The organism is Halomonas garicola, assembly GCF_055382465.1.
Map to the genome: position 1 here is coordinate 419,807 of NZ_AP043931.1, position 21,600 is coordinate 441,406.

At 62.8% G+C, this 21,600-nt stretch carries 19 protein-coding genes and 3 rRNA genes; 11 read left to right on the forward strand and 11 right to left on the reverse strand.

Annotated elements, in window-relative coordinates:
* Window positions 1–930, reverse strand: a complete 930-nt coding sequence (gene gluQRS / locus ACZ46Y_RS02345; RefSeq protein ID WP_311957082.1) for a tRNA glutamyl-Q(34) synthetase GluQRS — start codon at window positions 928–930, stop codon at window positions 1–3.
* A gap of 90 nt (window positions 931–1,020) precedes the next feature.
* Entirely contained in the window at window positions 1,021–1,458 is a 438-nt protein-coding gene (gene dksA, locus ACZ46Y_RS02350) for an RNA polymerase-binding protein DksA (RefSeq protein WP_311957081.1), read from the reverse strand.
* A gap of 175 nt (window positions 1,459–1,633) precedes the next feature.
* Between dksA and sfsA the strand changes: the two genes are divergently transcribed.
* Complete coding sequence (gene sfsA / locus ACZ46Y_RS02355) at window positions 1,634–2,392, forward strand: DNA/RNA nuclease SfsA (RefSeq protein ID WP_311957079.1); 759 nt, start codon at window positions 1,634–1,636, stop codon at window positions 2,390–2,392.
* Here the strand turns inward: sfsA and ACZ46Y_RS02360 are convergent.
* The 6 genes from ACZ46Y_RS02360 to ACZ46Y_RS02385 form a co-directional block, all read right to left on the reverse strand.
* Window positions 2,389–2,841 (reverse strand): DUF4426 domain-containing protein, encoded by a 453-nt coding sequence (locus ACZ46Y_RS02360; RefSeq protein ID WP_311957078.1) that lies wholly within the window; start codon window positions 2,839–2,841, stop codon window positions 2,389–2,391. The two genes, sfsA and ACZ46Y_RS02360, sit on opposite strands and share 4 nt — an antisense overlap.
* 58 nt (window positions 2,842–2,899) lie before the next feature.
* The gene (metW, locus tag ACZ46Y_RS02365; protein WP_311957115.1) at window positions 2,900–3,496 is read right to left on the reverse strand and encodes a methionine biosynthesis protein MetW; all 597 of its coding nucleotides are present in this window, start codon (window positions 3,494–3,496) and stop codon (window positions 2,900–2,902) included.
* Complete coding sequence (gene metX, locus ACZ46Y_RS02370) at window positions 3,496–4,695, reverse strand: homoserine O-succinyltransferase MetX (protein WP_311957076.1); 1,200 nt, start codon at window positions 4,693–4,695, stop codon at window positions 3,496–3,498. The genes metW and metX overlap by 1 nt, the downstream gene beginning before the upstream one ends.
* Before the next feature lie 43 nt (window positions 4,696–4,738).
* Window positions 4,739–5,332 (reverse strand): YggT family protein, encoded by a 594-nt coding sequence (locus tag ACZ46Y_RS02375; protein WP_311957074.1) that lies wholly within the window; start codon window positions 5,330–5,332, stop codon window positions 4,739–4,741.
* 67 nt (window positions 5,333–5,399) lie between these two features.
* Window positions 5,400–6,227, reverse strand: a complete 828-nt coding sequence (gene proC / locus ACZ46Y_RS02380) for a pyrroline-5-carboxylate reductase (RefSeq protein ID WP_311957072.1) — start codon at window positions 6,225–6,227, stop codon at window positions 5,400–5,402.
* Window positions 6,228–6,257: 30 nt separating this feature from the next.
* Window positions 6,258–6,950, reverse strand: coding sequence for a YggS family pyridoxal phosphate-dependent enzyme (locus ACZ46Y_RS02385; protein WP_311957071.1), 693 nt, complete (start codon window positions 6,948–6,950; stop codon window positions 6,258–6,260).
* 31 nt (window positions 6,951–6,981) lie between these two features.
* Between ACZ46Y_RS02385 and ACZ46Y_RS02390 the strand changes: the two genes are divergently transcribed.
* Both ACZ46Y_RS02390 and ACZ46Y_RS02395 read left to right on the forward strand, forming a co-directional pair.
* The gene (locus ACZ46Y_RS02390; RefSeq protein ID WP_311957069.1) at window positions 6,982–8,016 is read left to right on the forward strand and encodes a type IV pilus twitching motility protein PilT; all 1,035 of its coding nucleotides are present in this window, start codon (window positions 6,982–6,984) and stop codon (window positions 8,014–8,016) included.
* A gap of 65 nt (window positions 8,017–8,081) precedes the next feature.
* Complete coding sequence (locus tag ACZ46Y_RS02395) at window positions 8,082–9,251, forward strand: PilT/PilU family type 4a pilus ATPase (RefSeq protein WP_311957068.1); 1,170 nt, start codon at window positions 8,082–8,084, stop codon at window positions 9,249–9,251.
* On the opposite strand, the gene ACZ46Y_RS02400 is transcribed toward ACZ46Y_RS02395, so the two are convergent.
* Complete coding sequence (locus ACZ46Y_RS02400; RefSeq protein ID WP_311957066.1) at window positions 9,248–10,387, reverse strand: anhydro-N-acetylmuramic acid kinase; 1,140 nt, start codon at window positions 10,385–10,387, stop codon at window positions 9,248–9,250. The genes ACZ46Y_RS02395 and ACZ46Y_RS02400 overlap by 4 nt on opposite strands.
* A gap of 120 nt (window positions 10,388–10,507) precedes the next feature.
* Here ACZ46Y_RS02400 and tyrS point away from each other — a divergent pair, with 120 nt between their 5' ends.
* From tyrS to ACZ46Y_RS02430, 6 genes are all read left to right on the forward strand, one after another.
* Window positions 10,508–11,707 (forward strand): tyrosine--tRNA ligase, encoded by a 1,200-nt coding sequence (gene tyrS, locus ACZ46Y_RS02405; RefSeq protein WP_311957065.1) that lies wholly within the window; start codon window positions 10,508–10,510, stop codon window positions 11,705–11,707.
* Between the two features lie 508 nt (window positions 11,708–12,215).
* Window positions 12,216–13,748: ribosomal RNA gene (locus ACZ46Y_RS02410) — 16S ribosomal RNA — on the forward strand.
* A gap of 235 nt (window positions 13,749–13,983) precedes the next feature.
* Window positions 13,984–16,973, forward strand: a 23S ribosomal RNA gene (locus ACZ46Y_RS02415).
* Window positions 16,974–17,077: 104 nt separating this feature from the next.
* Window positions 17,078–17,193 (forward strand): 5S ribosomal RNA (rrf, locus tag ACZ46Y_RS02420).
* The 16S, 23S and 5S rRNA genes sit together here, the layout of an rRNA operon.
* A gap of 394 nt (window positions 17,194–17,587) precedes the next feature.
* On the forward strand, window positions 17,588–17,782 hold the full coding sequence (locus tag ACZ46Y_RS02425; protein WP_311956386.1) for a hypothetical protein: 195 nt from the start codon (window positions 17,588–17,590) through the stop codon (window positions 17,780–17,782).
* Window positions 17,783–17,936: 154 nt separating this feature from the next.
* A complete protein-coding gene (locus ACZ46Y_RS02430; protein WP_311956387.1) occupies window positions 17,937–18,512 on the forward strand; it encodes an isochorismatase family protein in 576 nt (191 codons plus the stop codon).
* Between the two features lie 9 nt (window positions 18,513–18,521).
* On the opposite strand, the gene yaaA is transcribed toward ACZ46Y_RS02430, so the two are convergent.
* Window positions 18,522–19,310, reverse strand: coding sequence for a peroxide stress protein YaaA (gene yaaA / locus ACZ46Y_RS02435; RefSeq protein ID WP_311956388.1), 789 nt, complete (start codon window positions 19,308–19,310; stop codon window positions 18,522–18,524).
* A gap of 257 nt (window positions 19,311–19,567) precedes the next feature.
* Here yaaA and ACZ46Y_RS02440 point away from each other — a divergent pair, with 257 nt between their 5' ends.
* Both ACZ46Y_RS02440 and ACZ46Y_RS02445 read left to right on the forward strand, forming a co-directional pair.
* A complete protein-coding gene (locus ACZ46Y_RS02440; protein WP_311956389.1) occupies window positions 19,568–20,056 on the forward strand; it encodes a tetratricopeptide repeat protein in 489 nt (162 codons plus the stop codon).
* Between the two features lie 59 nt (window positions 20,057–20,115).
* Window positions 20,116–20,622 carry a 3'-5' exonuclease gene (locus ACZ46Y_RS02445; RefSeq protein ID WP_311956390.1) on the forward strand — a complete coding sequence of 169 codons (507 nt, stop codon included), beginning with the start codon at window positions 20,116–20,118 and terminating at the stop codon, window positions 20,620–20,622.
* Here ACZ46Y_RS02445 and ACZ46Y_RS02450 read toward each other — a convergent pair.
* Window positions 20,606–21,577, reverse strand: a complete 972-nt coding sequence (locus ACZ46Y_RS02450; RefSeq protein ID WP_311956391.1) for an NAD(P)H-quinone oxidoreductase — start codon at window positions 21,575–21,577, stop codon at window positions 20,606–20,608. The genes ACZ46Y_RS02445 and ACZ46Y_RS02450 overlap by 17 nt on opposite strands.
* Window positions 21,578–21,600 lie beyond the last annotated feature (23 nt).

The window sequence follows — 21,600 nt, forward strand, 5'->3', positions numbered from 1 at the left end:
CTATACCTCCTCGGGGGCGGGGCGCGTGGGGGCCTTGGCCAGGCGCGCGGTTGACCAGTGGGAAACGGCCCAGGCCAGCTGCTCGGCGACAGGGCTTTCGGCAAGGGCCGCCGGCGGCGCCTGATCCAGCGCTTCAAGGGCGGCCGAAAGCTGCCGGCGAATGCCGTCCGGGCGTGTGGCAAGCGTAGGCGCGAGGTTCTGCTTGGAAAGCTTCTGGCCGTTGGGCGCGACGACCAGCGGCAGGTGCAGATAGCGCGGGTGCGGGTAGCCGAGCGCCTGCTGCAGCTGGCGCTGCCAGGGGGTGTTGTCGAGCAGGTCCACGCCGCGTACCACGTCGGTCATGCCCTGGTCGGTGTCGTCCACCGCCACGGCCAGCTGGTAGGCAAAAAGCGCATCCTTGCGCTTGAGCACTACGTCGCCAAGGGCGGCCGGATCAAAGGTCAGGCGGCCCAGCAGGCGATCGTCGAAGCGCGCCGGATGCTCGCCCAGGTCGCTTCGCAGCCGCCAGGCAACCGGCGCGTCCGGACGGCAAACGCCGTGGCGGCACCAGCCGGGGTAAACGGCGTAGTCTCGCCACTGCTTGCGCGAGCAGCTGCACGGGTAGGCCAGCCCCGCCTCTGCCAGCCGTTCAAGGGCGGCCTGGTAGGCGCCGTGGCGGCTATGCTGCCAGAGCACCTCGCCGTCCCACTCAAGGCCGAAGGCCTCGAGCTGGCGCAGGATGGTATCGCCAGCCCCCGCCGGGCAGCGCGGCGGGTCGATGTCCTCAATGCGCACCCGCCATTCGCCGCCCGCCGCCCGGGCGTCCAGGTGGCTACCCAGCGCCGCGACCAGCGAGCCAAAGTGCAAAGGGCCCGAGGGCGTGGGCGCAAAGCGGCCGCGATAGCCCGCGCCCGGGCCGGGGGATGATGAAGAAGGTGTCATGGCGGCCATGATAACAGCGCCGCTGCCCGAGTGAGGGGGTAAAAACGCCGGCGGGCACCCGCAAGTGCCCGCCTATCGCCTATTGTGAACGTGGCGCTTTTAGCTGCCGAGCTGCTTTTCCTTGAGCTCGTCCAGGGTCTTGCAGTCCACGCACAGCGTGGCGGTGGGCCGCGCTTCGAGGCGGCGAATGCCGATTTCGATGCCGCAGGCTTCGCAGAAGCCGTAGTCGTCATCGTCGATTCTCTCGATGGTTTCGTTAATTTTTTTCAGCAGCTTGCGCTCGCGATCCCGGGTGCGCAGCTCCAGATTAAAGCCTTCTTCCTGGGTGGCCCGGTCGGCCGGGTCGGCGTAGTTGTTGGCCTCTTCCTGAAGATGGCGAACGGTACGATCCACCTCTTCCATGAGCTCCTGTTTCCAGTCCAGGAGCAGCTGGCGGAAATGCGCCAGCTGCTGCTCGTTCATATATTCCTCACCCGCCGCCGGTTCGTACGGGGTGAAAGTCTTGGACGCTTCCGTATTGTTGTCCGCTACTGGCATGGAGTGCCCCTTACGTAAATGACTGCTGAACGACCATCAGGTGATCTAATGATGTCGCGCCAAAGGCATGCTTGTTTAGCGCAAAATCAGGGGGAATGCAAGCATGATGCCGCGGGGAAACCGTGGCAGGATAGCGCGCCCGGGCGTTTGCGCCCGATACGTAAAGGAGAACGGCATGACAAATCCCTTGCCCGGGAAGCCCGGCGAATGGCGCTATCCGGCGCTTGAGCCCGGCACGCTGCTACGCCGCTACAAGCGCTTTCTCGCCGATGTGCGCCTCGACGACGGCCGCGAGGTGGTGGCCCACTGCCCCAACACCGGGGCGATGACCGCGGTCAACAAGCCCGGCTGCCGGGTGTGGCTTGAGCCAAACGACAACCCCAAACGCAAGCTGGCCTGGACCTGGGAGCTGATCGAGCTGCCCGCTGAAGGCGACGGCGTGGCCACGGCCTCAGTAAACACCGGGCGGGCCAACCGCATTGCCGAGCAGGCGCTCGTTGGGGGCTTGATCGAACCGCTTGCCGGCTACGCCCGCTTGAAGCGGGAGGCAAAAGTAGAGGAGGCGCGGCTGGACTTTTTGCTCGACGACCCGGCCCGGGGGCAGGCCTACGTCGAGGTCAAACAGGTGACGCTGAAGGAAGCCGATGGCCTGGGCTACTTTCCCGATGCGGTGAGCGTGCGCGGCACCCGGCACCTGCGCACCCTGGCCAGGCTAGCGAGGGAAGGCCAGCGGGCGGTGCTGCTGTTTTGCGTGGCGCACGAGGGCATTGCCAGCGTCGGCGCGGCGGCGCATATCGACTCCGCCTACGCCGAAGCGCTGGCGGAGGCTGCCGCCAGCGGCGTGGAGGTGCTGGCCTACGGCGTGCGCTTTACTCGGGCAGGCGGCGTGCCCGTAGCGGTGGCGCTCGAGCGGCGCCTGAAGGTGCGGCTTTAACGCTCGAGGTAGAAGCGCTGGATGAAGCTTACGGTATCGGGCTCGGCGTTGCGGTCGGCGCGCACCTTGAGGGAGAAGTGCATCGGGGCGTCGTGCTCCAGGCGGAAGGTGGCCAGCTGGTAGACCGCGCCGTCATCGCGCACGGTGCGAAAGTCCAGCGTGTCGGGCGCCTTTTCCAGCAGGCCGACCTGGCCCTTGACCTCGGCGTTGACCGGGCGAATGGTGCCGTCATCCCGGTATTCGCGGACGCTTACGTTGACCAGCCCCAGCCCGGCACTGCGCTGTATCCCGTAGTCCTCGGCGACTTCCGGGGCCAGAAAGCGGGTGCCGATCGCGCTGTAGTGGATGACGTAGTTGCCGGCGCGCTGCTGCTGCTCGCCGTAAGCTCCAAGGGCGACCAGGCTCAGTGCCAGACAGGCGGTGATGCGGATCAGCCAGCGTTTCGCCATGACAGCGTACCTCCTCAATAAAGCAATGTTCGGGATTCCCGCCTGCGGCGCCCGGGCCTTATGGCTGCCGGCGGACGCGAAAAATCGCGATTTCGCCGAACAGGTTGGGCCACCAGCGGGACGTCCAGTGGCCCCGATGGTTGCCCACGCCCACCGCGCGGTCAACGATGACCAGTCCCTGATCCCGGCACAGATGCTCGAAGTCGTTGAAGGTCGATAGATGAATGTTGGGCGTGTCGTACCAGGCGTGGGGCAGCGACTTGGACACCGGCATGTAGCCGCGCAGCCCCAGGTGCACGCGGTGGCGCCAGTAGGCAAAGTTGGGGAAGGTGATGATGCCCTCGTCGGCCACGCGGAGCATTTCGTGAAGCATCAGGTCCGGTCGGCGCAGGGCCTGAAGCGCCTGGGTCATGATCACCTGGTCGTAGCTTTGATCGTGAAAGCTTGCCAGGCCGTCGTCGAGGTTGTGCTCGATGACGCTCACGCCCCGGGCCACGCAGCCGGTAATGCCGTCGGTGTCGATTTCCAGCCCGTAGCCGGTGACGCCCTTGTGCCGGGCAAGCGCCTCCAACAGCACGCCGTCGCCGCAGGCCAGGTCGAGCACGTGGGCGTTGGGGGCTATCCAGTCGTAAATGATGGTGAGGTCGGCGCGCATCATGGCTGGGGCTCCTCTGCAGTATCCTCGGGGCCGGACGCCGGCGCTGCGCGCCGCATGAAGGCGCTGAAGATCGCCAGATAGCGCGGCTCGGGCAGCAAGAAGGCGTCGTGGCCGTAGGGCGAGACGATGGTGGCGTAGCTGACCCGCTTGCCGGCGTGGATCAGGGCATCGACCAGCTCCCGGGAGCGCGCCGGCGGAAAGCGCCAGTCCGACGAAAAGCTCAGCACCAGAAACGGGCACTGCGCCGGGGCCAGCGACCGGGCCAGATCGCCGTCGTGGGCGGCGGCCGGGTCGAAGTAGTCCAGCGCCTTGGTCATCAGCAGGTAGGTATTGGCGTCAAAGGTGGTGGAGAAGGTGTCGCCCTGATAGCGCAGGTAGGATTCCACCTGGAACTCCACGTCGAAGCCGAAGTGCAGGTCGTTGCTGCGCAGGTCGCGGCCGAACTTGGAGCCCATGGCGTCTTCCGACAGATAGGTGATGTGGCCCACCATGCGCGCCAGCTTCAGCCCGCGCTTGGGCACGGCGTCGTGCTCGGCGTACCAGCCGGCGTGAAAGTCGGGGTCCGAGCGGATGGCCTGGCGGGCGACCTCGTTGAAGGCGATATTCTGCGCCGACAGCCGGGGCGTGGCGGCAATCACCGCCGCACTGGCGATACGCTCGGGGTAGTCGATGCTCCACTGCATGACCTGCATGCCGCCGAGGCTTCCGCCAATCACGGCGGCAAAGCGCTCGATGCCCAGCCGGTCGGCCAGCCGCGCCTGGCTTTTCACCCAGTCGCGCACCGTGACCACGGGGAAGTCCGGCCCCCAGAGGCGGCCGGTTTCCGGGTTGTGGCTCAGCGGGCCGGTGCTGCCGTGGCAGCCGCCGAGGTTGTTGACCGACACCACAAAAAAGCGGTTGGTATCCACCGGCTTGCCCGGGCCGATATAGGCGTTCCACCAGCCGGGCTTGCGGTCGTCCGGGTGATGATAGCCGGCGGCGTGGTGATGGCCGGACAGCGCGTGGCAGACCAGCACGGCGTTGCTGCGCTCGGCGTTGAGCGTGCCGTAGGTTTCATACACCAGGTCGTAGGCGGGCAGCGCCTTGCCGCAGGCAAGCTCGAGCGGCGTATCAAAGTGGGCGACCTCGGGGATGACCAGCCCCACCGAGTCCGGCGGCAGCTGGCTGTCCGGGTCGGCCGAATGTGAATCAGGCATGAAAGATCGTCGTATTAGGCAAAGGAAATCGTGACTCGGGACATTATAACCCGACCAGCCTACCGGAAATGCCGGCGGCGCGGGTCAGCGCACCCACGACCAGCCCGTCCAGCAGGTTGATGCCGATGAAGACCACAATGGGCGAAAGGTCGATCATGCCCAGCGGCGGAATGACCCGGCGCACCGGCGCCATGATCGGCTCGACCAGCTGCATCACCAGCAGCGCGCCCGGGTGGCTGGCGTTGGGCGCGACCCAGCTGAGGATGATCATCACGATGAGGGCAAAAAAGTAGATCTTGAGGATGGCCCCGAGCACCGCGGCCACCCCGGCAATCAGCACGCCGGCCAGGGGCGGCATGCCGATGCCGATGATCATAAAAATGGCGATGATGCTGAGCACCTTGAGCACAAAGCCGGCGGCCAGGGTGGCAAGGTCAAAACGCCCGGCCACCGGGCCGAGAAAACGCTGGAACGGCTGCACCACCGGCTGGGTGATCTTGACCACCGACTGGCTCATGGGATTGTAGTAATCGGCCCCTGATGCCTGCAGCAAAAAGCGCAGCATGAGAATAAACAGGTAAATGCCGATGAGCGTGTTGATCAGCATCAGCCCGGCGTTGCCGAGTTGGTTGCCCATGGTGAAATCTCCGTGGTGGTGGATGGTGCTAGGGGGTTGTCGGGTGTATCGGCACGGCTTTCGGCAATCAGCGTTCGCCGCTCAGCTCTGCGGCCATCTGCCGGGCGCGTTCGGCGCAGGCCTGCATGGCGTCATCCATGGCCTGGCGCAGGTTGGCATCTTCGAGCGTGGCAATGGCGCGCTCGGTGGTGCCGCCCGGCGACATGACGTTCTGCTTGAGCGTGGCCGGGTCGTGCTCGCTCTGCCCGGCCATGGTGGCCGCACCCAGCGCCGTTTGTATGGCCAGCCGGCGGGCGGTGTCGGCGGGCAGGCCGAGCCGGACGCCGGCGTCTTCCATGGCCTCAAACATCAGGAAGAAGTAGGCCGGCGCGCTGCCGGACACCGCGGTGACGGCGTCGAGCAGCGACTCGTCGTCGACCCACTCGACCAGGCCCACGGCCTGCATCAGCCGGGTAGCGGTGTCGCGCTGGGCGTCGCTGACGCGGTCGTTGGCGTACAGGCCGCTGGCGCCCTGGCCGACCAGCGATGGGGTGTTGGGCATGCAGCGCACCAGGGCGTTGCCGCCGCCGAGCCAGCCGTCGATGGTGGTGGCATCAAGCCCCGCGGCAATGGAAATGACCAGCGGGCGCGCCTGCTGCACGCTGTCGGCAAGCCCCTGGCATACCTCGCGCATGAGCTGGGGTTTGACCGCCAGCACCAGCACGTCGGCGGCGTCCGCAGCGGCGGCGTTGTCGGTCGTGGTGTGAATGCTCAGGCGCGCGCCGATGTCGGCCAGCTGCTTCTGGTCGGGCGCCGTGGCGGTAATGCAGCCTGCGGAAGTGCCGCCTTGGGTTAGCCCGCCGATGATGGCGCCGGCCATGTTGCCCGCGCCGATGAATGTTATTTGTGTGTCCATGTGGTTATCCTGATGTCATTATCCGAAGCGTTAGCGGGTGCCGAAGACGGCGGTGCCGAGTCTCACCAGCGTAGCGCCTTCCGCGATGGCGGCCTCAAGATCGCCGCTCATGCCCATGGATAGCGTATCCAGGGGGGCATCGAGCGTTTTTTTGAGGTCATGCAGGCAGGTGCGCAGCTCGGCCAGCGGCTTACGCTGGGCGTCGAACGTCTCGGCCGGGGCGGGGATGGCCATCAGGCCGCGAAGCGAAAGGCCGGGCAGCTCCGCCACGGCCCGGGCAAGCTCGCCGAGCGCTTCGGGCATGACGCCGGACTTGGAGGCCTCGTGGCTGACGTTGACCTGCAGGCAGATATTGAGCGGCGGCAGGGCGTCCGGGCGCTGCTGGCTTAGGCGGCGGGCGACCTTGAGGCGATCCACGCTGTGTACCCAGGAAAAGCGCTCGGCGACGGCGCGGGTCTTGTTCGACTGCAGCGGGCCGATGAAGTGCCAGACGATGTCATCCAGGTCGTCAAGCTCGGCCTGCTTGTCCATGGCTTCCTGCAGGTAGCTTTCGCCAAAGTGGCGCTGATTGAGCCGGTGGGCATGTCGGATCGCCGCTGCCGGCTGTGTCTTGCTCACCGCCAGCAGGCAGGCATCGTTCGGCGGCCGCCCGGCGCTTGCCAGCGCGCGAGCCAGGCGCTGGCGCACGCTGGCAAGAGAGTCGGGAAGGGCGTCGTTTGTCATGCTCAACACATTACCGTAGCTGGGGAAAAAGATGGATATTACTGAACTGCTGGCATTTGCGGCAAAGCAGAACGCCTCTGACCTGCACCTGTCGGCCGGTTTGCCGCCCATGATACGCGTTGATGGCGACATGCGAAGGCTGGATGTGCCGGAAATGGATAATACCGCGGTGCGCCAGCTGATCTACGAAATCATGAATGATAACCAGCGCCGCGACTACGAGGAGCATCTGGAGACGGACTTCTCGTTCGATCTGCCCGGCGTGGCGCGCTTTCGCGTGAACGCCTTCAACCAGGCGCGCGGGGCAGGCGCGGTCTTTCGTACCATCCCAAGCGAAGTGCTGTCCATGGAGGACCTGGGGATGGGACAGGTCTTCGAGCAGCTTGCCATGCTGCCGCGGGGGCTGGTGCTGGTCACCGGCCCCACCGGGTCGGGCAAGAGCACAACGCTTGCGGCCATGGTCGACCACGTCAACCGTCATCGCCAAGAGCATATTTTGACCATTGAAGACCCGGTGGAGTTTGTCCACACCAGCAAGCGCTGCCTCGTCAACCAGCGCGAGGTGCACCGCGACACCCGCAGCTTCGCCAGTGCCCTGCGCAGCGCCCTGCGCGAAGACCCCGACGTTATTCTCGTGGGCGAGCTGCGCGACCTGGAGACCATTCGCCTGGCCCTGACCGCGGCCGAGACCGGCCATCTGGTGTTCGGCACGCTGCACACGACCTCGGCGGCCAAGACCATTGATCGTATCATCGACGTCTTTCCCGGGGCGGAGAAAGGCATGGTGCGCTCGATGCTGTCCGAATCGCTGCAGGCGGTGATTTCCCAGACGCTGCTCAAGCGCCAGGACGGCGGGCGCGTGGCCGCCCACGAAATCCTCGTGGCCACGCCGGCGGTGCGCAACCTCATCCGCGAAGACAAGATCGCCCAGATTTACTCGGCGATGCAGACCGGCGGCAGCCTGGGAATGCAGACGCTTGACGCAGCGCTGATCAACCTGGTGCGGCACGGCGTTATCAGCCGCGAGCAGGCGCAGTCCCAGGCCAAGGCGCCGCTGGCGCTGTAAGACCACCGGGCAAGGACGGCTTCCAGGGAAGGCGCAAGGCAAGAGTGCGTAAGGGGAGAGCGCGTATGGAAAGTACCGCCGGCGCGTCAGCGGCACAGTTTGTTCACACTTTGCTGACGACCATGATCGAGCGTCAGGCGTCGGACCTGCTGATTTCGGTCGGCGTGCCGCCAACGCTGAAAATGCCTACCGGGCTTGAGCCCGTGACCGAGCAGCCGCTGGATGTCCAGCAGGTGACCGATCTTGTCATGTACGTTTTGCCCGCGGGGCTGCGCGATGAGTTTGAGCAGACCCGGGAGATCAACTTTGCGCTGAGCCTGAGCGGCACGGGTCGCTTTCGGGTCAATGCGTTTCAGCAGCGCAACCAGGTAGCAATGGTGGTGCGGCGCATTGCGCTGGAAGTCCCCCGGCTTGCGACGCTCGGGGTGCCCGGCTCGCTTGCCGGCCTGGCGCAAAAAAGGCGCGGGCTGGTGCTGGTGGTAGGCGGCACCGGCACGGGCAAGTCGACGACCCTGGCGGCAATGGTTCAGGAGCGCAACGAAACCGTCGGCGGGCACATTATCAGCATCGAGGATCCGATCGAGTACATGCACCCTCACAAGCGCGGTATCGTCAACCAGCGCGAGGTAGGCATCGATACCGAGTCGTTTGAGGTAGCGCTGAAAAACACCTTGCGCCAGGCGCCGGACGTGATTTTGATCGGCGAGATCCGCACCCGGGAAACCATGGAGCACGCGCTGACCTTTGCCGAGACGGGCCATCTCTGCCTGGCCACGCTGCACGCCAACAACGCCAATCAGGCGCTGGATCGTATCCTGCACTTTTTCCCCTACGAGCAGCACGAGCAGATCCTCACCGATTTATCGCTCAACCTGCACGCGATTGTGGCGCAGCAGCTGTTGCCCACCCCGGAGGAGAAGCGCTGTGCGGCCATTGAAATCATGCTGCGCTCGCCGCGCATTGCCGACCTGATCCGCAAGGGGCGAATCGGTGACATCAAGGATGCTATGGCCTCCTCGCGTGATGGCGGCATGCAAACCTTCGATCAGGCGCTGTGCGACCTGGCGCGCGCCGGGAAAGTCAGCGAGAGCGTGGCGCTGGTCCACGCCGACTCGGCCAACAATCTGCGGCTGATGCTGACGTTCGGCGCCGAGCCCGACGCCGTACAAAAAGGCACGACGCTGGAAAGCCGGGTGCCGAGCGGCCTTTCCCTGCGCGACGCCGACGACTTTTAGGTAGACGACGTTCGGGGAGCATAAACGCCGCCGAGCACCCGCTCGCCGGCCGCGCCGGTTACGCTCGGCAGGTTACCGGGCAGGTGGTGCAGGCGGCGGTAGGCCAGCCAGGCAAAGGCGCCGGCCTCGATCCAGTCGGCGGGCCAGCCCCAGTCGTTTGCCGAGCGCAGGGTGGCGCGCGGCAGGTGGGCGGCCAGCCGTTGGCGCAGGTGGGTGTTATGCGCGCCGCCGCCGCCGACTATCAGCGTAAGCGGCCGGTTATCCAGTAGCTGGCCAATGCCCTGGGCGACGCTTGCGGCGGTAAGTTCGGCAAGCGTGGCCTGCACGTCCGCCGGGTTTTCCCCACCGCTTAGATGAGCTTCCAGCCACCCCGGATGAAACAGCTCGCGCCCGGTGCTGCGCGGCGGCGGCTGGTGGAAAAACGGCTCCGCCAACAGGCGTTCGAGCAGTGCCGAGTTGACGCTTCCCGAGGCGGCCCAGGCGCCGCCTTCATCAAAATGGCCGTGCCCGTGGCGTTGGCACCAGGCATCCAGCAGCACATTGGCCGGGCCGGTATCAAACCCCAGCGGCGCGCCGCCGTCCTGGGGTAGCCAGGTAATATTGGCAAAGCCGCCCAGATTCAGTACCACTCTATCTTCCCGGCGATCATGAAATAGCGCCCGGTGAAACGCTGGTGCCAGCGGCGCGGCCTGCCCGCCGGCGGCCAGGTCGCGACGGCGAAAGTCCGCCACCACCCGGCAGCCGGTGAGCTCGGCCAACAGGCTGGGGTTATCCAGCTGCAATGTATACGCCGGCCCACCGCGATGACCGCCGGGAGCGTGCTCGACGGTTTGGCCGTGACTGCCAACGGCCGTCACGGCGTCGGCGGCAACGCCGTGGTGCCCAAGCAGCGCCGTTACGGCGCGCGCCTGGAGGTGGCAGAACGCATGCTCCGCGGCGGCCAGCTCGGCAAAGCTGACGGAGTCGGCGTGGCACAGTGCCAGCAGCTGCCCGCGAAGCGCGGCGGGCATGGGCTCGGCGTGGGTGGCGAGCAGGCGCGGCGGCGCGTCCGGCGCCAGGGCCACTAGCGCGGCGTCGACGCCGTCGAGGCTGGTGCCGGACATCAGGCCGGCGTAGAGGGCTGGAGGGTTTTCCATAAGGCGGTCCTTTCTCCCGGGCGAAAGCTTAACCACAAAGGCTGGGCATGATAACATCGTGCGCCGTTTATCATCGTCGCCCGCTATCAGGCGGCCTGAACAGTCAGTGGAGAGAAACAGATGAGTGAGGTGGATCAGGCCTTGGCGCTGCTGGCGCGTGGCGCTAACGAAATCTTGCTGGAAGACGAGCTCAGGGAGAAGCTCGCCTCCGGCCGCACGCTGCGCATCAAGGCGGGGTTTGACCCCACCGCGCCGGATCTGCACCTGGGCCATAGCGTACTGCTGACCAAAATGCGCCAGTTTCAGGATCTGGGCCATACGGTGATTTTTCTGATCGGGGACTTTACCGGCCGCATCGGCGACCCGTCGGGCAAGAATGTGACGCGCAAGCCGCTAACCGAAGAGGAGGTCAAGCGTAACGCCGAGACCTACAAGGCGCAGGTGTTCAAGATTCTTGACCCGGCCAAAACCGAGGTGCGCTTCAACGCCGAGTGGTTCAGCGAGCTCAGCGCCGCCAAGATGATCGAGCTTGCCGCCCAGAGCACCGTGGCGCGGATGCTCGAACGCGACGACTTTGAAAAACGCTACCGGGCCAATCAGGCCATTGCCATCCATGAGTTCTTGTATCCCCTGGTGCAGGGTTACGACTCCGTGGCGCTGGAAGCCGACATCGAGCTTGGCGGCACCGACCAGAAGTTCAACCTGCTGATGGGGCGCGAAATCCAGAAGCATTACGGTCAGGCATCGCAGGTCGTGATGACCATGCCGCTGCTTGAGGGCCTCGACGGCGTGCAGAAGATGTCCAAGTCGCTGGGTAACTACGTCGGCGTGAACGAGGCGCCGGGGACCATGTTCAACAAGCTGGTGTCCATGCCCGACAGCCTGATGTGGCGCTACTATGACCTGCTTTCGCTCAAGTCCAACGAGGCCATCGACGCGCTGAAGCAGCAGGTCGACGAGGGCGCCAACCCCCGGGATATCAAGATGGAGCTGGCCCGGGAGCTGATCACCCGCTATCACGGCGAAGAGGCCGCCGCCACGGCGCACAGGTCGGCGGGCAACCAGCTGGCCGACGGCGAGCTGCCGGACGACCTGCCCGAGGTAGAGGTTGACTTCGAGGGGAGTCCGGAAGCGCCCCTGGCCTCGGTGCTTAATCGCGCCGAGCTGGTCAAAAACAGCGCCCAGGCGAAGGACATGTTGAAAAACGGCAGCGTCAGGGTCGACGGCGAAATCGCTGCCCAGGACGCTATGCTGGCGACCGGCCAGGCCTACGTGATCCAGGCCGGCAAAAAGCGCTACGCTCGGGTCACGCTCAAGTAGGTACGGCTTCCCGATAGCCATATAAAAGGTCTGGGCAAAACTTTTTGCCCAGACCCCTTGTCAAACACCCTGTCAGATCCTATAGTACGCATCCGCTGCCGACGACGCCAAGCGTCACCGGCGGTGAAGGGGCCCGAAAAGGCCTTGTTTGTCAGCAGGTTAGCGATCGGCAGAAATGTATTATTGCCGAAGCCGAATGGCTAAAGAAAGCATTCAGCCGTTGACAAGCGCTTCAAGGCGTGTAGAATACGCCTTCCTCGCAGCCGCCGCGGCAGGTCATCGCCGGCGAGTGGTGTTAGCGAGACGCTCTTTAACAAGTTGATCAGGTAATTCATGTGGGCGCTTGCCTGGGTGGGTGACAAATCACCTGCTATCAAGGCAAGCGACTCGTCAGAATTTGGAAATCTCGATTTCTGGATTTTTTGAGAACGTTTGAAACCTTGAGCCAAGTTTGATCCGCTTTTTCCAATGCCCTCGGGCAGCGGAAAGCAAGGATCACAATGATCGTAAACCGAAGAGTTTGATCATGGCTCAGATTGAACGCTGGCGGCAGGCTTAACACATGCAAGTCGAGCGGAAACGACAGGAGCTTGCTTCTGGGCGTCGAGCGGCGGACGGGTGAGTAACGCATAGGAATCTGCCCGGTCGTGGGGGATAACCTGGGGAAACTCAGGCTAATACCGCATACGTCCTACGGGAGAAAGGGGGCCTTGGCTCCCGCGATCGGATGAGCCTATGTCGGATTAGCTGGTTGGTAGGGTAACGGCCTACCAAGGCAACGATCCGTAGCTGGTTTGAGAGGATGATCAGCCACACCGGGACTGAGACACGGCCCGGACTCCTACGGGAGGCAGCAGTGGGGAATATTGGACAATGGGCGGAAGCCTGATCCAGCCATGCCGCGTGTGTGAAGAAGGCCCTCGGGTTGTAAAGCACTTTCAGTGAGGAAGAACGCTGTCGGGTTAATACCCCGGCAGGGAGACATCACTCACAGAAGAAGCACCGGCTAACTCCGTGCCAGCAGCCGCGGTAATACGGAGGGTGCAAGCGTTAATCGGAATTACTGGGCGTAAAGCGCGCGTAGGCGGCGCGATCAGCCGGTTGTGAAAGCCCCGGGCTCAACCTGGGAATCGCATCCGGAACTGTCGCGCTAGAGTGCAGGAGAGGAAGGTGGAATTCCCGGTGTAGCGGTGAAATGCGTAGATATCGGGAGGAATACCAGTGGCGAAGGCGGCCTTCTGGACTGACACTGACGCTGAGGTGCGAAAGCATGGGTAGCAAACAGGATTAGATACCCTGGTAGTCCATGCCGTAAACGATGTCGACCAGCCGTTGGGGTCTTTGAGACCCTTGTGGCGAAGTTAACGCGATAAGTCGACCGCCTGGGGAGTACGGCCGCAAGGTTAAAACTCAAATGAATTGACGGGGGCCCGCACAAGCGGTGGAGCATGTGGTTTAATTCGATGCAACGCGAAGAACCTTACCTACCCTTGACATCCTGCGAACCCGAGAGAGATCTCGGGGTGCCTTCGGGAGCGCAGTGACAGGTGCTGCATGGCTGTCGTCAGCTCGTGTTGTGAAATGTTGGGTTAAGTCCCGTAACGAGCGAAACCCTTGTCCCTATTTGCCAGCACGTAATGGTGGGAACTCTAGGGAGACTGCCGGTGACAAACCGGAGGAAGGTGGGGACGACGTCAAGTCATCATGGCCCTTACGGGTAGGGCTACACACGTGCTACAATGGCCGGCACAAAGGGCTGCTAACTTGCGAGAGTGAGCGAATCCCATAAAGCCGGTCTCAGTCCGGATCGGAGTCTGCAACTCGACTCCGTGAAGTCGGAATCGCTAGTAATCGTGCATCAGAATGGCACGGTGAATACGTTCCCGGGCCTTGTACACACCGCCCGTCACACCATGGAAGTGGACTGCACCAGAAGTGGTTAGCCTAACTTCGGAAGGCGATCACCACGGTGTGGTTCATGACTGGGGTGAAGTCGTAACAAGGTAGCCGTAGGGGAACCTGCGGCTGGATCACCTCCTTAACCGATGCGTCTACCCGCCCGGCAAGTGCCCACAATGAATTACCTGATCGATGTGCCCCTGAGCAGTCATAAGCCCCGTGAAATGCCACGACGCTTATGACTGCTTTCAGGCAGTGCTCTTTAACAAGATATATCATGCTGATAAAACGATCTTCCTTGAGAAGATCATGTGATACGTCTCAAGCGTATCCGGCAATATCGTTGTCATTGCGACCCCGACTCCTTCGGGTTATAGGGTCAAGCAATGAAGCGCACACGGTGGATGCCTAGGCAGCCAGAGGCGATGAAAGACGTGGAAGCCTGCGATAAGCGTCGGCGAGGTGGCAAACACCCTTTGACCCGGCGATCTCTGAATGGGACAACCCACTCATCACAAGATGAGTATCGTATCCTGAATCCATAGGGATACGAGGCGAACCGGGGGAACTGAAACATCTCAGTACCCCGAGGAACAGAAATCAACCGAGATTCCCCCAGTAGCGGCGAGCGAACGGGGAGTAGCCCTTAAGCGCGTGACCGATTAGACGAAGGCCCTGGGAAGGGCCGCCATAGTGGGTGATAGCCCCGTAGTCGAAAATCCGATCGCGTGAAATCGAGTAGGTCGGGGCACGAGAAACCTTGACTGAAGACGGGGGGACCATCCTCCAAGGCTAAATACTCCTGGCTGACCGATAGTGAACCAGTACCGTGAGGGAAAGGCGAAAAGAACCCCAGTGAGGGGAGTGAAATAGATCCTGAAACCGTGTGCGTACAAGCAGTGGGAGCCCCATCACTAAGCTTCTTCGTGATGAGCTCATCATTATCACATCCGCTTGAGGGTTAACGTTGCCTGCAACGTTCAACCCAAAAATCAAGCAGAGGTGGCTTAGTGATGGGGTGACCGCGTACCTTTTGTATAATGGGTCAGCGACTTATTTTCCGTAGCGAGCTTAACCGTGTAGGGGAGGCGTAGCGAAAGCGAGTCTTAACAGGGCGACAAGTTGCGGGGAATAGACCCGAAACCGGGCGATCTACCCATGGCCAGAGTGAAGGTTGAGTAACATCAACTGGAGGCTCGAACCCACGTATGTTGAAAAATGCGGGGATGAGCTGTGGGTCGGAGTGAAAGGCTAATCAAGCCCGGAGATAGCTGGTTCTCCTCGAAAGCTATTTAGGTAGCGCCTCACGTATCACCACCGGGGGTAGAGCACTGTTTCGGCTAGGGGGTCATCCCGACTTACCAACCCGAGGCAAACTCCGAATACCGGTGAGTGCCAGCGTGGGAGACACACAGTGGGTGCTAACGTCCATTGTGGAAAGGGCAACAACCCAGACCGTCAGCTAAGGTCCCCAAATTCTGGTTAAGTGGGAAACGATGTGGGAAGGTTTAGACAGCTAGGAGGTTGGCTTAGAAGCAGCCATCCTTGAAAGAAAGCGTAATAGCTCACTAGTCGAATCGGCCTGCGCGGAAGATGTAACGGGGCTAAACCAGATACCGAAGCTACGGACGTGTCTTTTTAGATACGTGGTAGAGGAGCGTCGTGTAAGCCGATGAAGGGAGGCTGAGAAGCCTGCTGGAGGTATCACGAGTGCGAATGCTGACATGAGTAACGATAAAGGGCGTGAAAAACGCCCTCGCCGGAAGACCAAGGGTTTCTGTTCGACGCTAATCGGAGCAGAGTGAGTCGGCCCCTAAGGCGAGGCCGAAAGGCGTAGTCGATGGGAAACGGGTCAATATTCCCGTACCTCACAGTATTGCGATGGGGGGACGAAGAAGGCTAGGTGAGCCAGGCGACGGTCGTCCTGGTGAAAGTCCGTAGGCTGAACCATCAGGGAAATCCGGTGGTTCAAGGCCGAGAGACGAGACGAACAGCCCACGGGCTGGAAGTCATCGATGCCACGCTTCCAGGAAAAGCCTCTAAGCCTCAGATACTGCGAGACCGTACCCCAAACCAACACAGGTGGTCAGGGTGAGAATCCCCAGGCGCTTGAGAAAACTCGGGTGAAGGAACTAGGCAAAATGGTGCCGTAACTTCGGGAGAAGGCACGCCGCCGGTACGTGAACCCCCACGCGGGGGGAGCGGAAGGCGGTCGAAGATACCAGGTGGCTACAACTGTTTACTAAAAACACAGCACTCTGCTAACGCGCAAGCGGACGTATAGGGTGTGACGCCTGCCCGGTGCCGGAAGGTTAAGTGATGGCGTTAGCTTTGGCGAAGCGCTTGATCGAAGCCCCGGTAAACGGCGGCCGTAACTATAACGGTCCTAAGGTAGCGAAATTCCTTGTCGGGTAAGTTCCGACCTGCACGAATGGCGTAATGATGGCCACGCTGTCTCCACCCGAGACTCAGTGAAATTGAAATCGCCGTGAAGATGCGGTGTACCCGCGGCCAGACGGAAAGACCCCGTGAACCTTTACTATAGCTTCACACTGGACGCCGATGTTGCTTGTGTAGGATAGCTGGGAGGCTTGGAACCCCGGTCGCCAGACCGGGGGGAGCCACCCTTGAAATACCAGCCTGGCATCATTGGCGTTCTCACTCCGATCCGTGATCCGGATCGAGGACCGTGTGTGGTGGGTAGTTTGACTGGGGCGGTCTCCTCCCAAAGCGTAACGGAGGAGCACGAAGGTACCCTCAGCACGGTTGGACATCGTGCAGTGAGTGCAAGAGCACAAGGGTGCTTGACTGCGAGACAGACACGTCGAGCAGGTGCGAAAGCAGGTTCTAGTGATCCGGTGGTTCTGTATGGAAGGGCCATCGCTCAACGGATAAAAGGTACTCCGGGGATAACAGGCTGATACCGCCCAAGAGTTCACATCGACGGCGGTGTTTGGCACCTCGATGTCGGCTCATCACATCCTGGGGCTGAAGTCGGTCCCAAGGGTATGGCTGTTCGCCATTTAAAGTGGTACGCGAGCTGGGTTTAGAACGTCGTGAGACAGTTCGGTCCCTATCTGCCGTGGGCGCAGGATGTTTGCGAAGGGCTGCTCCTAGTACGAGAGGACCGGAGTGGACGCACCTCTGGTGTTCCGGTTGTCACGCCAGTGGCATTGCCGGGTAGCTAAGTGCGGACGGGATAACCGCTGAAAGCATCTAAGCGGGAAGCCCCCTTCAAGATGAGACATCCCCGAGGCCTTGAGCCTCCTGAAGGGCCCAGCAAGACGAGCTGGTTGATAGGCCGGGTGTGGAAGCGCTGCAAGGCGTTGAGCTAACCGGTACTAATGTGCCCGTGAGGCTTGACCCTATAACACCCAAGGGGTCGGGTCGCAGGACAACGATGAAGATGTCAAACAAGACAGGACGGATACGCGAGACGATCACGAACAGCATGATATATCACCGGTTACGCCTGACGGCCATAGCGAGCGGGAACCACCTGATCCCTTGCCGAACTCAGCAGTGAAACCGCTCAGCGCCGATGGTAGTGTGGGGCCTCCCCATGCGAGAGTAGGACATCGTCAGGCACCAATACGCAAAGAACCCGGCCAAGCGCCGGGTTTTTTGTGTGCGGCTGTGTCATGGCGAGCGGAGCGTGGCCATCTCGGGGTTTGCCGACGGCGCCACCGCCCATACGAGATCGCCACGGCGTTAAAACGCCTCGCGACGACGGTAGCGGGCTGTGAGGACCGCACCCGCCACGTCATCGCGACCCCCTGGGTCATGGCGAGCGAAGCGTGGCCATCTCGTGGTTGGTCGGTGCGTGCAGCAGAGCTACCCCCGGGGAGTCGCGCGCAAGGAAAGGCGGTGCAGGTAATATGAAAGCATCAGGGGTGGCATGACGCTTCAGGCGCGCTCTGGTATCTTTCAAGAGAGGTTCATCAAACGGATTGTTTTTAACGCCCGAAGGAGTAGCAGGTTATGAAGGTAACGATGAAGCAACTGGCGGTAGTGCTTGGCATATTGATGATGGCGGGCGGTCTGGCGGCATGCGAAGATCAGGGCCCGGCGGAGGAAGCCGGTGAAAGCATCGATGAAAGCATGGAAAACGCCGGGGAAAGCCTGGAAGAGGCCGGTGACGAGATTCAAAACTCGGCTGAAGACGCGGCCGAATAACGCTTTGCCTAACGGCTTTTAACCCTGACGTTCTTGAAGAAACGTTGAGGGAAAGTGTTGAAGGAAAAAGCCGCTTACAGAGTGGCTTTTTTTGTCTCTTGGCGACGACCGGCCTGCCCGGCACGCTGGTTCGAGCCTGTCAGCGGAGTTCGATATGCGCCTGAATCGTAAGGATAGCCTGTTGCTGATCGTTGACCTGCAGGCCGGTTTGCTACCGGTAGTGGATGGTGGGATGCAGGCGGTACGCGAGGCCGGCTGGCTGGCCGGTGTGGCAGAGCTTGTTGGCGTGCCGGTCTGGGTGACCGAGCAGGCACCGGAAAAAATCGGCGCGAGCGCACCCGAACTGCTGGATGTCCTGGGAGACTACGAGCTTTTCCACAAGCAGCATTTCAGCGCCATGGAGGACGCCGGCTTTCGCGATGCCCTGGCGGCAGCGGATGCATCGCAAATCGTGATCTGCGGTAGCGAAGCGCACGTGTGCGTACTGCAAACGGCGCTTGGGCTGCTGGCGGCAGGCTACCGTGTTTACTGGCTGAGCGAGGCAACGGCAAGCCGTCGGCCGGATGAGGCTTGGCTTGCCAGGGAGCGCGCCGTTACCGGCGGCGCAGTAAGTATCACGGCGGACATGGCCGCCTATGAGTGGATCGAGCGCTGCGATACGCAGATCTTCAGCCAGGCGCACCGGCGGTTTTTGAAGCAGCGCTCGGCGCGCCCGCTGACGTTTTTCTAGCCGTGGCCGCTACCCTCGGGGACGATCCTCTTCGCGCCGGGTAAACACCAGGGTATTGCCTTCTGACGCCGCCGCATCAAAGCCGTAACCGGCGACGTTGAAGTCCTTGAGCCCCTCGGCGTCGTCCAGCCGCTCGCGGATCATCCAGGCGCTCATTAGCCCCCGCGCCTTCTTGGCGTAAAAGCTGATGATCTTGTAGCGGCCGTTTTTCTCGTCCTTGAACACCGGCGTGACGATCCGGGCATCAAGGGCCTGGTGATCCACGGCCTTGAAATACTCGTTGGAGGCCAGGTTAACCAGCACTTTGGAGCCGCTTTGGGCAATGGCGTCATCCAGCGCTCGGGTAACGGTGGGCTTCCAGAACGCATAGAGATCCTTGCCCGCGGGGTTGGCCAGCTTGGTGCCCATTTCCAGACGATAGGGCTGGATGAGATCCAGCGGGCGCAGCAGCCCGTAAAGCCCCGAGAGGATACGCAGATGCGACTGAGCAAAGCGGTTGTCGGCGTCGCTGAAGCTTGCCGCCGCCAGGCCGGCATAGACGTCGCCCTGAAACGCCTGGGCGGCTGGCTTGGCGTTATCCGCAGTAAAGGGGGTATGCCATTCGCCAAAACGCGCCGCGTTGAGGCCGGCGAGTTTGTCGCTTATGCTCATCAGCTCGCTGATCTGCTGCGGTGAATATTCGCGCAGGATATCGATCAGCGTTTGGCTGTGGTCGAGAAAGTCGGGCTGGCTGTGCTCGGCGGTGGTGGCCGGGGTCTCAAAGTCGAGCTTTTTGGCAGGGGATACAACGCTTAGCATGGGCACTCCGTGAACCGTTGAAGAAAGCAGTAAACGCTTGGCGTTATGCTATCAGGCCTCGGCCTGGCCCGGGGCTATTATCCTGATAGCGGCGGTGCCGGCAGGCGATAAATGCCGGGGGTTGAGTCCTTGACGTGCCCGGCGTATGCTTGCCAGCCCGTTAGCCGGCCAGAGGCCGGACTATGGCAGAATAGGGTAGCCGCAAGCCCTTTGTTGGCGGCTTTTCCGGGTTCAACTTGAAGGCAAGGTGGTTCGCCATGCTGCAGGCATCATCTTTGTTTACGCGTCTTGAATATCGTCTGGCCGACAGGCTGTTTCACACTCGCTGGCTGCTGCCGCGCTCAAAGCGCACCCAGCGACTGACGCTCAGGCTGTTCAAGCACTGTGCCGAGGCCGGCCATCCGGACGCGCTCTCGGTGTATGGCCACATGCTGTTCCATCGCAGCGCCTCGCCCCAGGACAAGGCCCGCGGCGCCCGCTACGTGGTAGAAGCCGCTCACGCCGGCGACCTCAAGGCCCAGTACCAGGTGGCGCGCATCTATGAATACGGCTGCGCGCAGTATCCGCGCCGGGACGAGTACGCCGTGACCTGGTACGCCCGGGCGGCCAAGGCCGGCCATTATCTCGCCGCCGAGCGGCTGATGCAGGCCTACCGGGAGGGCGACCTAGGCCTTGCGGTAGACCCCGAACAGGCACAATACTGGCAGCAGCTGGCCGAGGACTCGCTGCCGGCCGGCGCTGCGTAAGCCCGAGGGCCTGCCCCTCTTTTTATCCCCATCGCGCGCTTCACAGGATGCCAACGCCCGTGACCGAGACGCTACCCACACTGCTGGATATCGAAGCGTCCGGCTTCGGGCGCGGCAGCTATCCGATCGAGGTGGGTATTGCCCGCCGCGACGGTAGCCGCTGCGCGCTGCTGATTCGTCCCCAGCCGGAGTGGACCCACTGGGACCCCAAGGCCGAGCGGCTCCACGGCATCTCGCGCGCGCGCCTTGCGCGCGAAGGCCTTCCTGTAGGCCAGGTAGCCGTCTGGCTCAACGAGGAGCTCGGCGGCCTTGACAAGGTATACAGTGACAGCTGGGGCTTTGATAACACCTGGCTTGCGCTGCTGTTTCACCATGCCGGCATGCTGCCGGCGTTTCGCCTGGAGGCGCTGCACCTGCTGCTCAGCGAAGATCAGCTGGCTCTGTGGAGCCAGACCCGAGAGGCGCTGATGGCCGAGCGCGGCATCCAGCGCCATCGCGCCGGCGACGACGCCCGCCTGCTGCAGCTGACCTACGCCTATACCCTCAGGCTCACGACGACGCGCTGACCGCCAGCAGCATCTTGCCCGCGTTGGCGTTGTCGGCCATGCAGGCGTGGGCCGCATCGGCCTGCTCGATTGGCCAGCAGCGGTCGACCTGAGCGCTGATCTCGCCGCTCTCCAGCCGCGGCCAGACGTGGGCGTATAACGCCTGCATGACGTCGCCCTTGGCCGCCGACGACTTGGCGCGCAGGGTAGAGCCAATCAGGCGCTGACGCTTCATCAGCATCCGTCCCATGTCCAGCTCGGCGTGCCGCCCGCCCATGAGGCCGATAAGCACCAGACGCCCGTCGGCGTTGAGCACGCGCTGGTTGTCGGACAGGTAGCTTGCGCCTACCGGATCCAGGATCACGTCGGCGCCGTCCCAGGCTTTTACCGCGCTAACAAAGCTGCCGTCGTGGCGATTGAAGCCGGCTTCAGCGCCCAGCGCGGAGCAGGCGTCGAGCTTCGCTTGGCTGCCGGCGGTGACAAAGCAGGGATGGCCGAAAGCCCGGCACAGCTGAATCGCCGCTCGGCCCACGCCGCTGGCTCCGGCGTGGAGCAGCACGCGCTGGCCCTGTATCAGGCGGCCTTCCATGAACAGGTTGAGCCAGGCGGTAGCAAAGACCTCGGGCAGCCCGGCGCCCTCGCGCAGGGACAGTCCCTGGGGCAGCGGCAACGCCTGACGGGCGTCGACGTTGACGTATTCTGCATAGCCGCCGCCGGCCAGCAGCGCGCACACGTCCTGGCCGACGGCCAGCGAATCGACGCCGGGGCCGGCGGCGGCGATTGTGCCGCTGACCTCAAGGCCGGGGACGTCGGTGACGCCCGGCGGCGGCGGGTAGTTGCCTTCGCGCTGCATCAGATCGGCGCGGTTGATTCCGGCGTAGGCGACCCGGATCTGCACCTCGCCCGGCCCAGGCGGGGCGAGGTCGGGCACTGACTGCCAGCGGGCCTGCTTCTGGCTGAAATTAACGGCGTACATGGCAAACTCCTTGTGGACGGGGC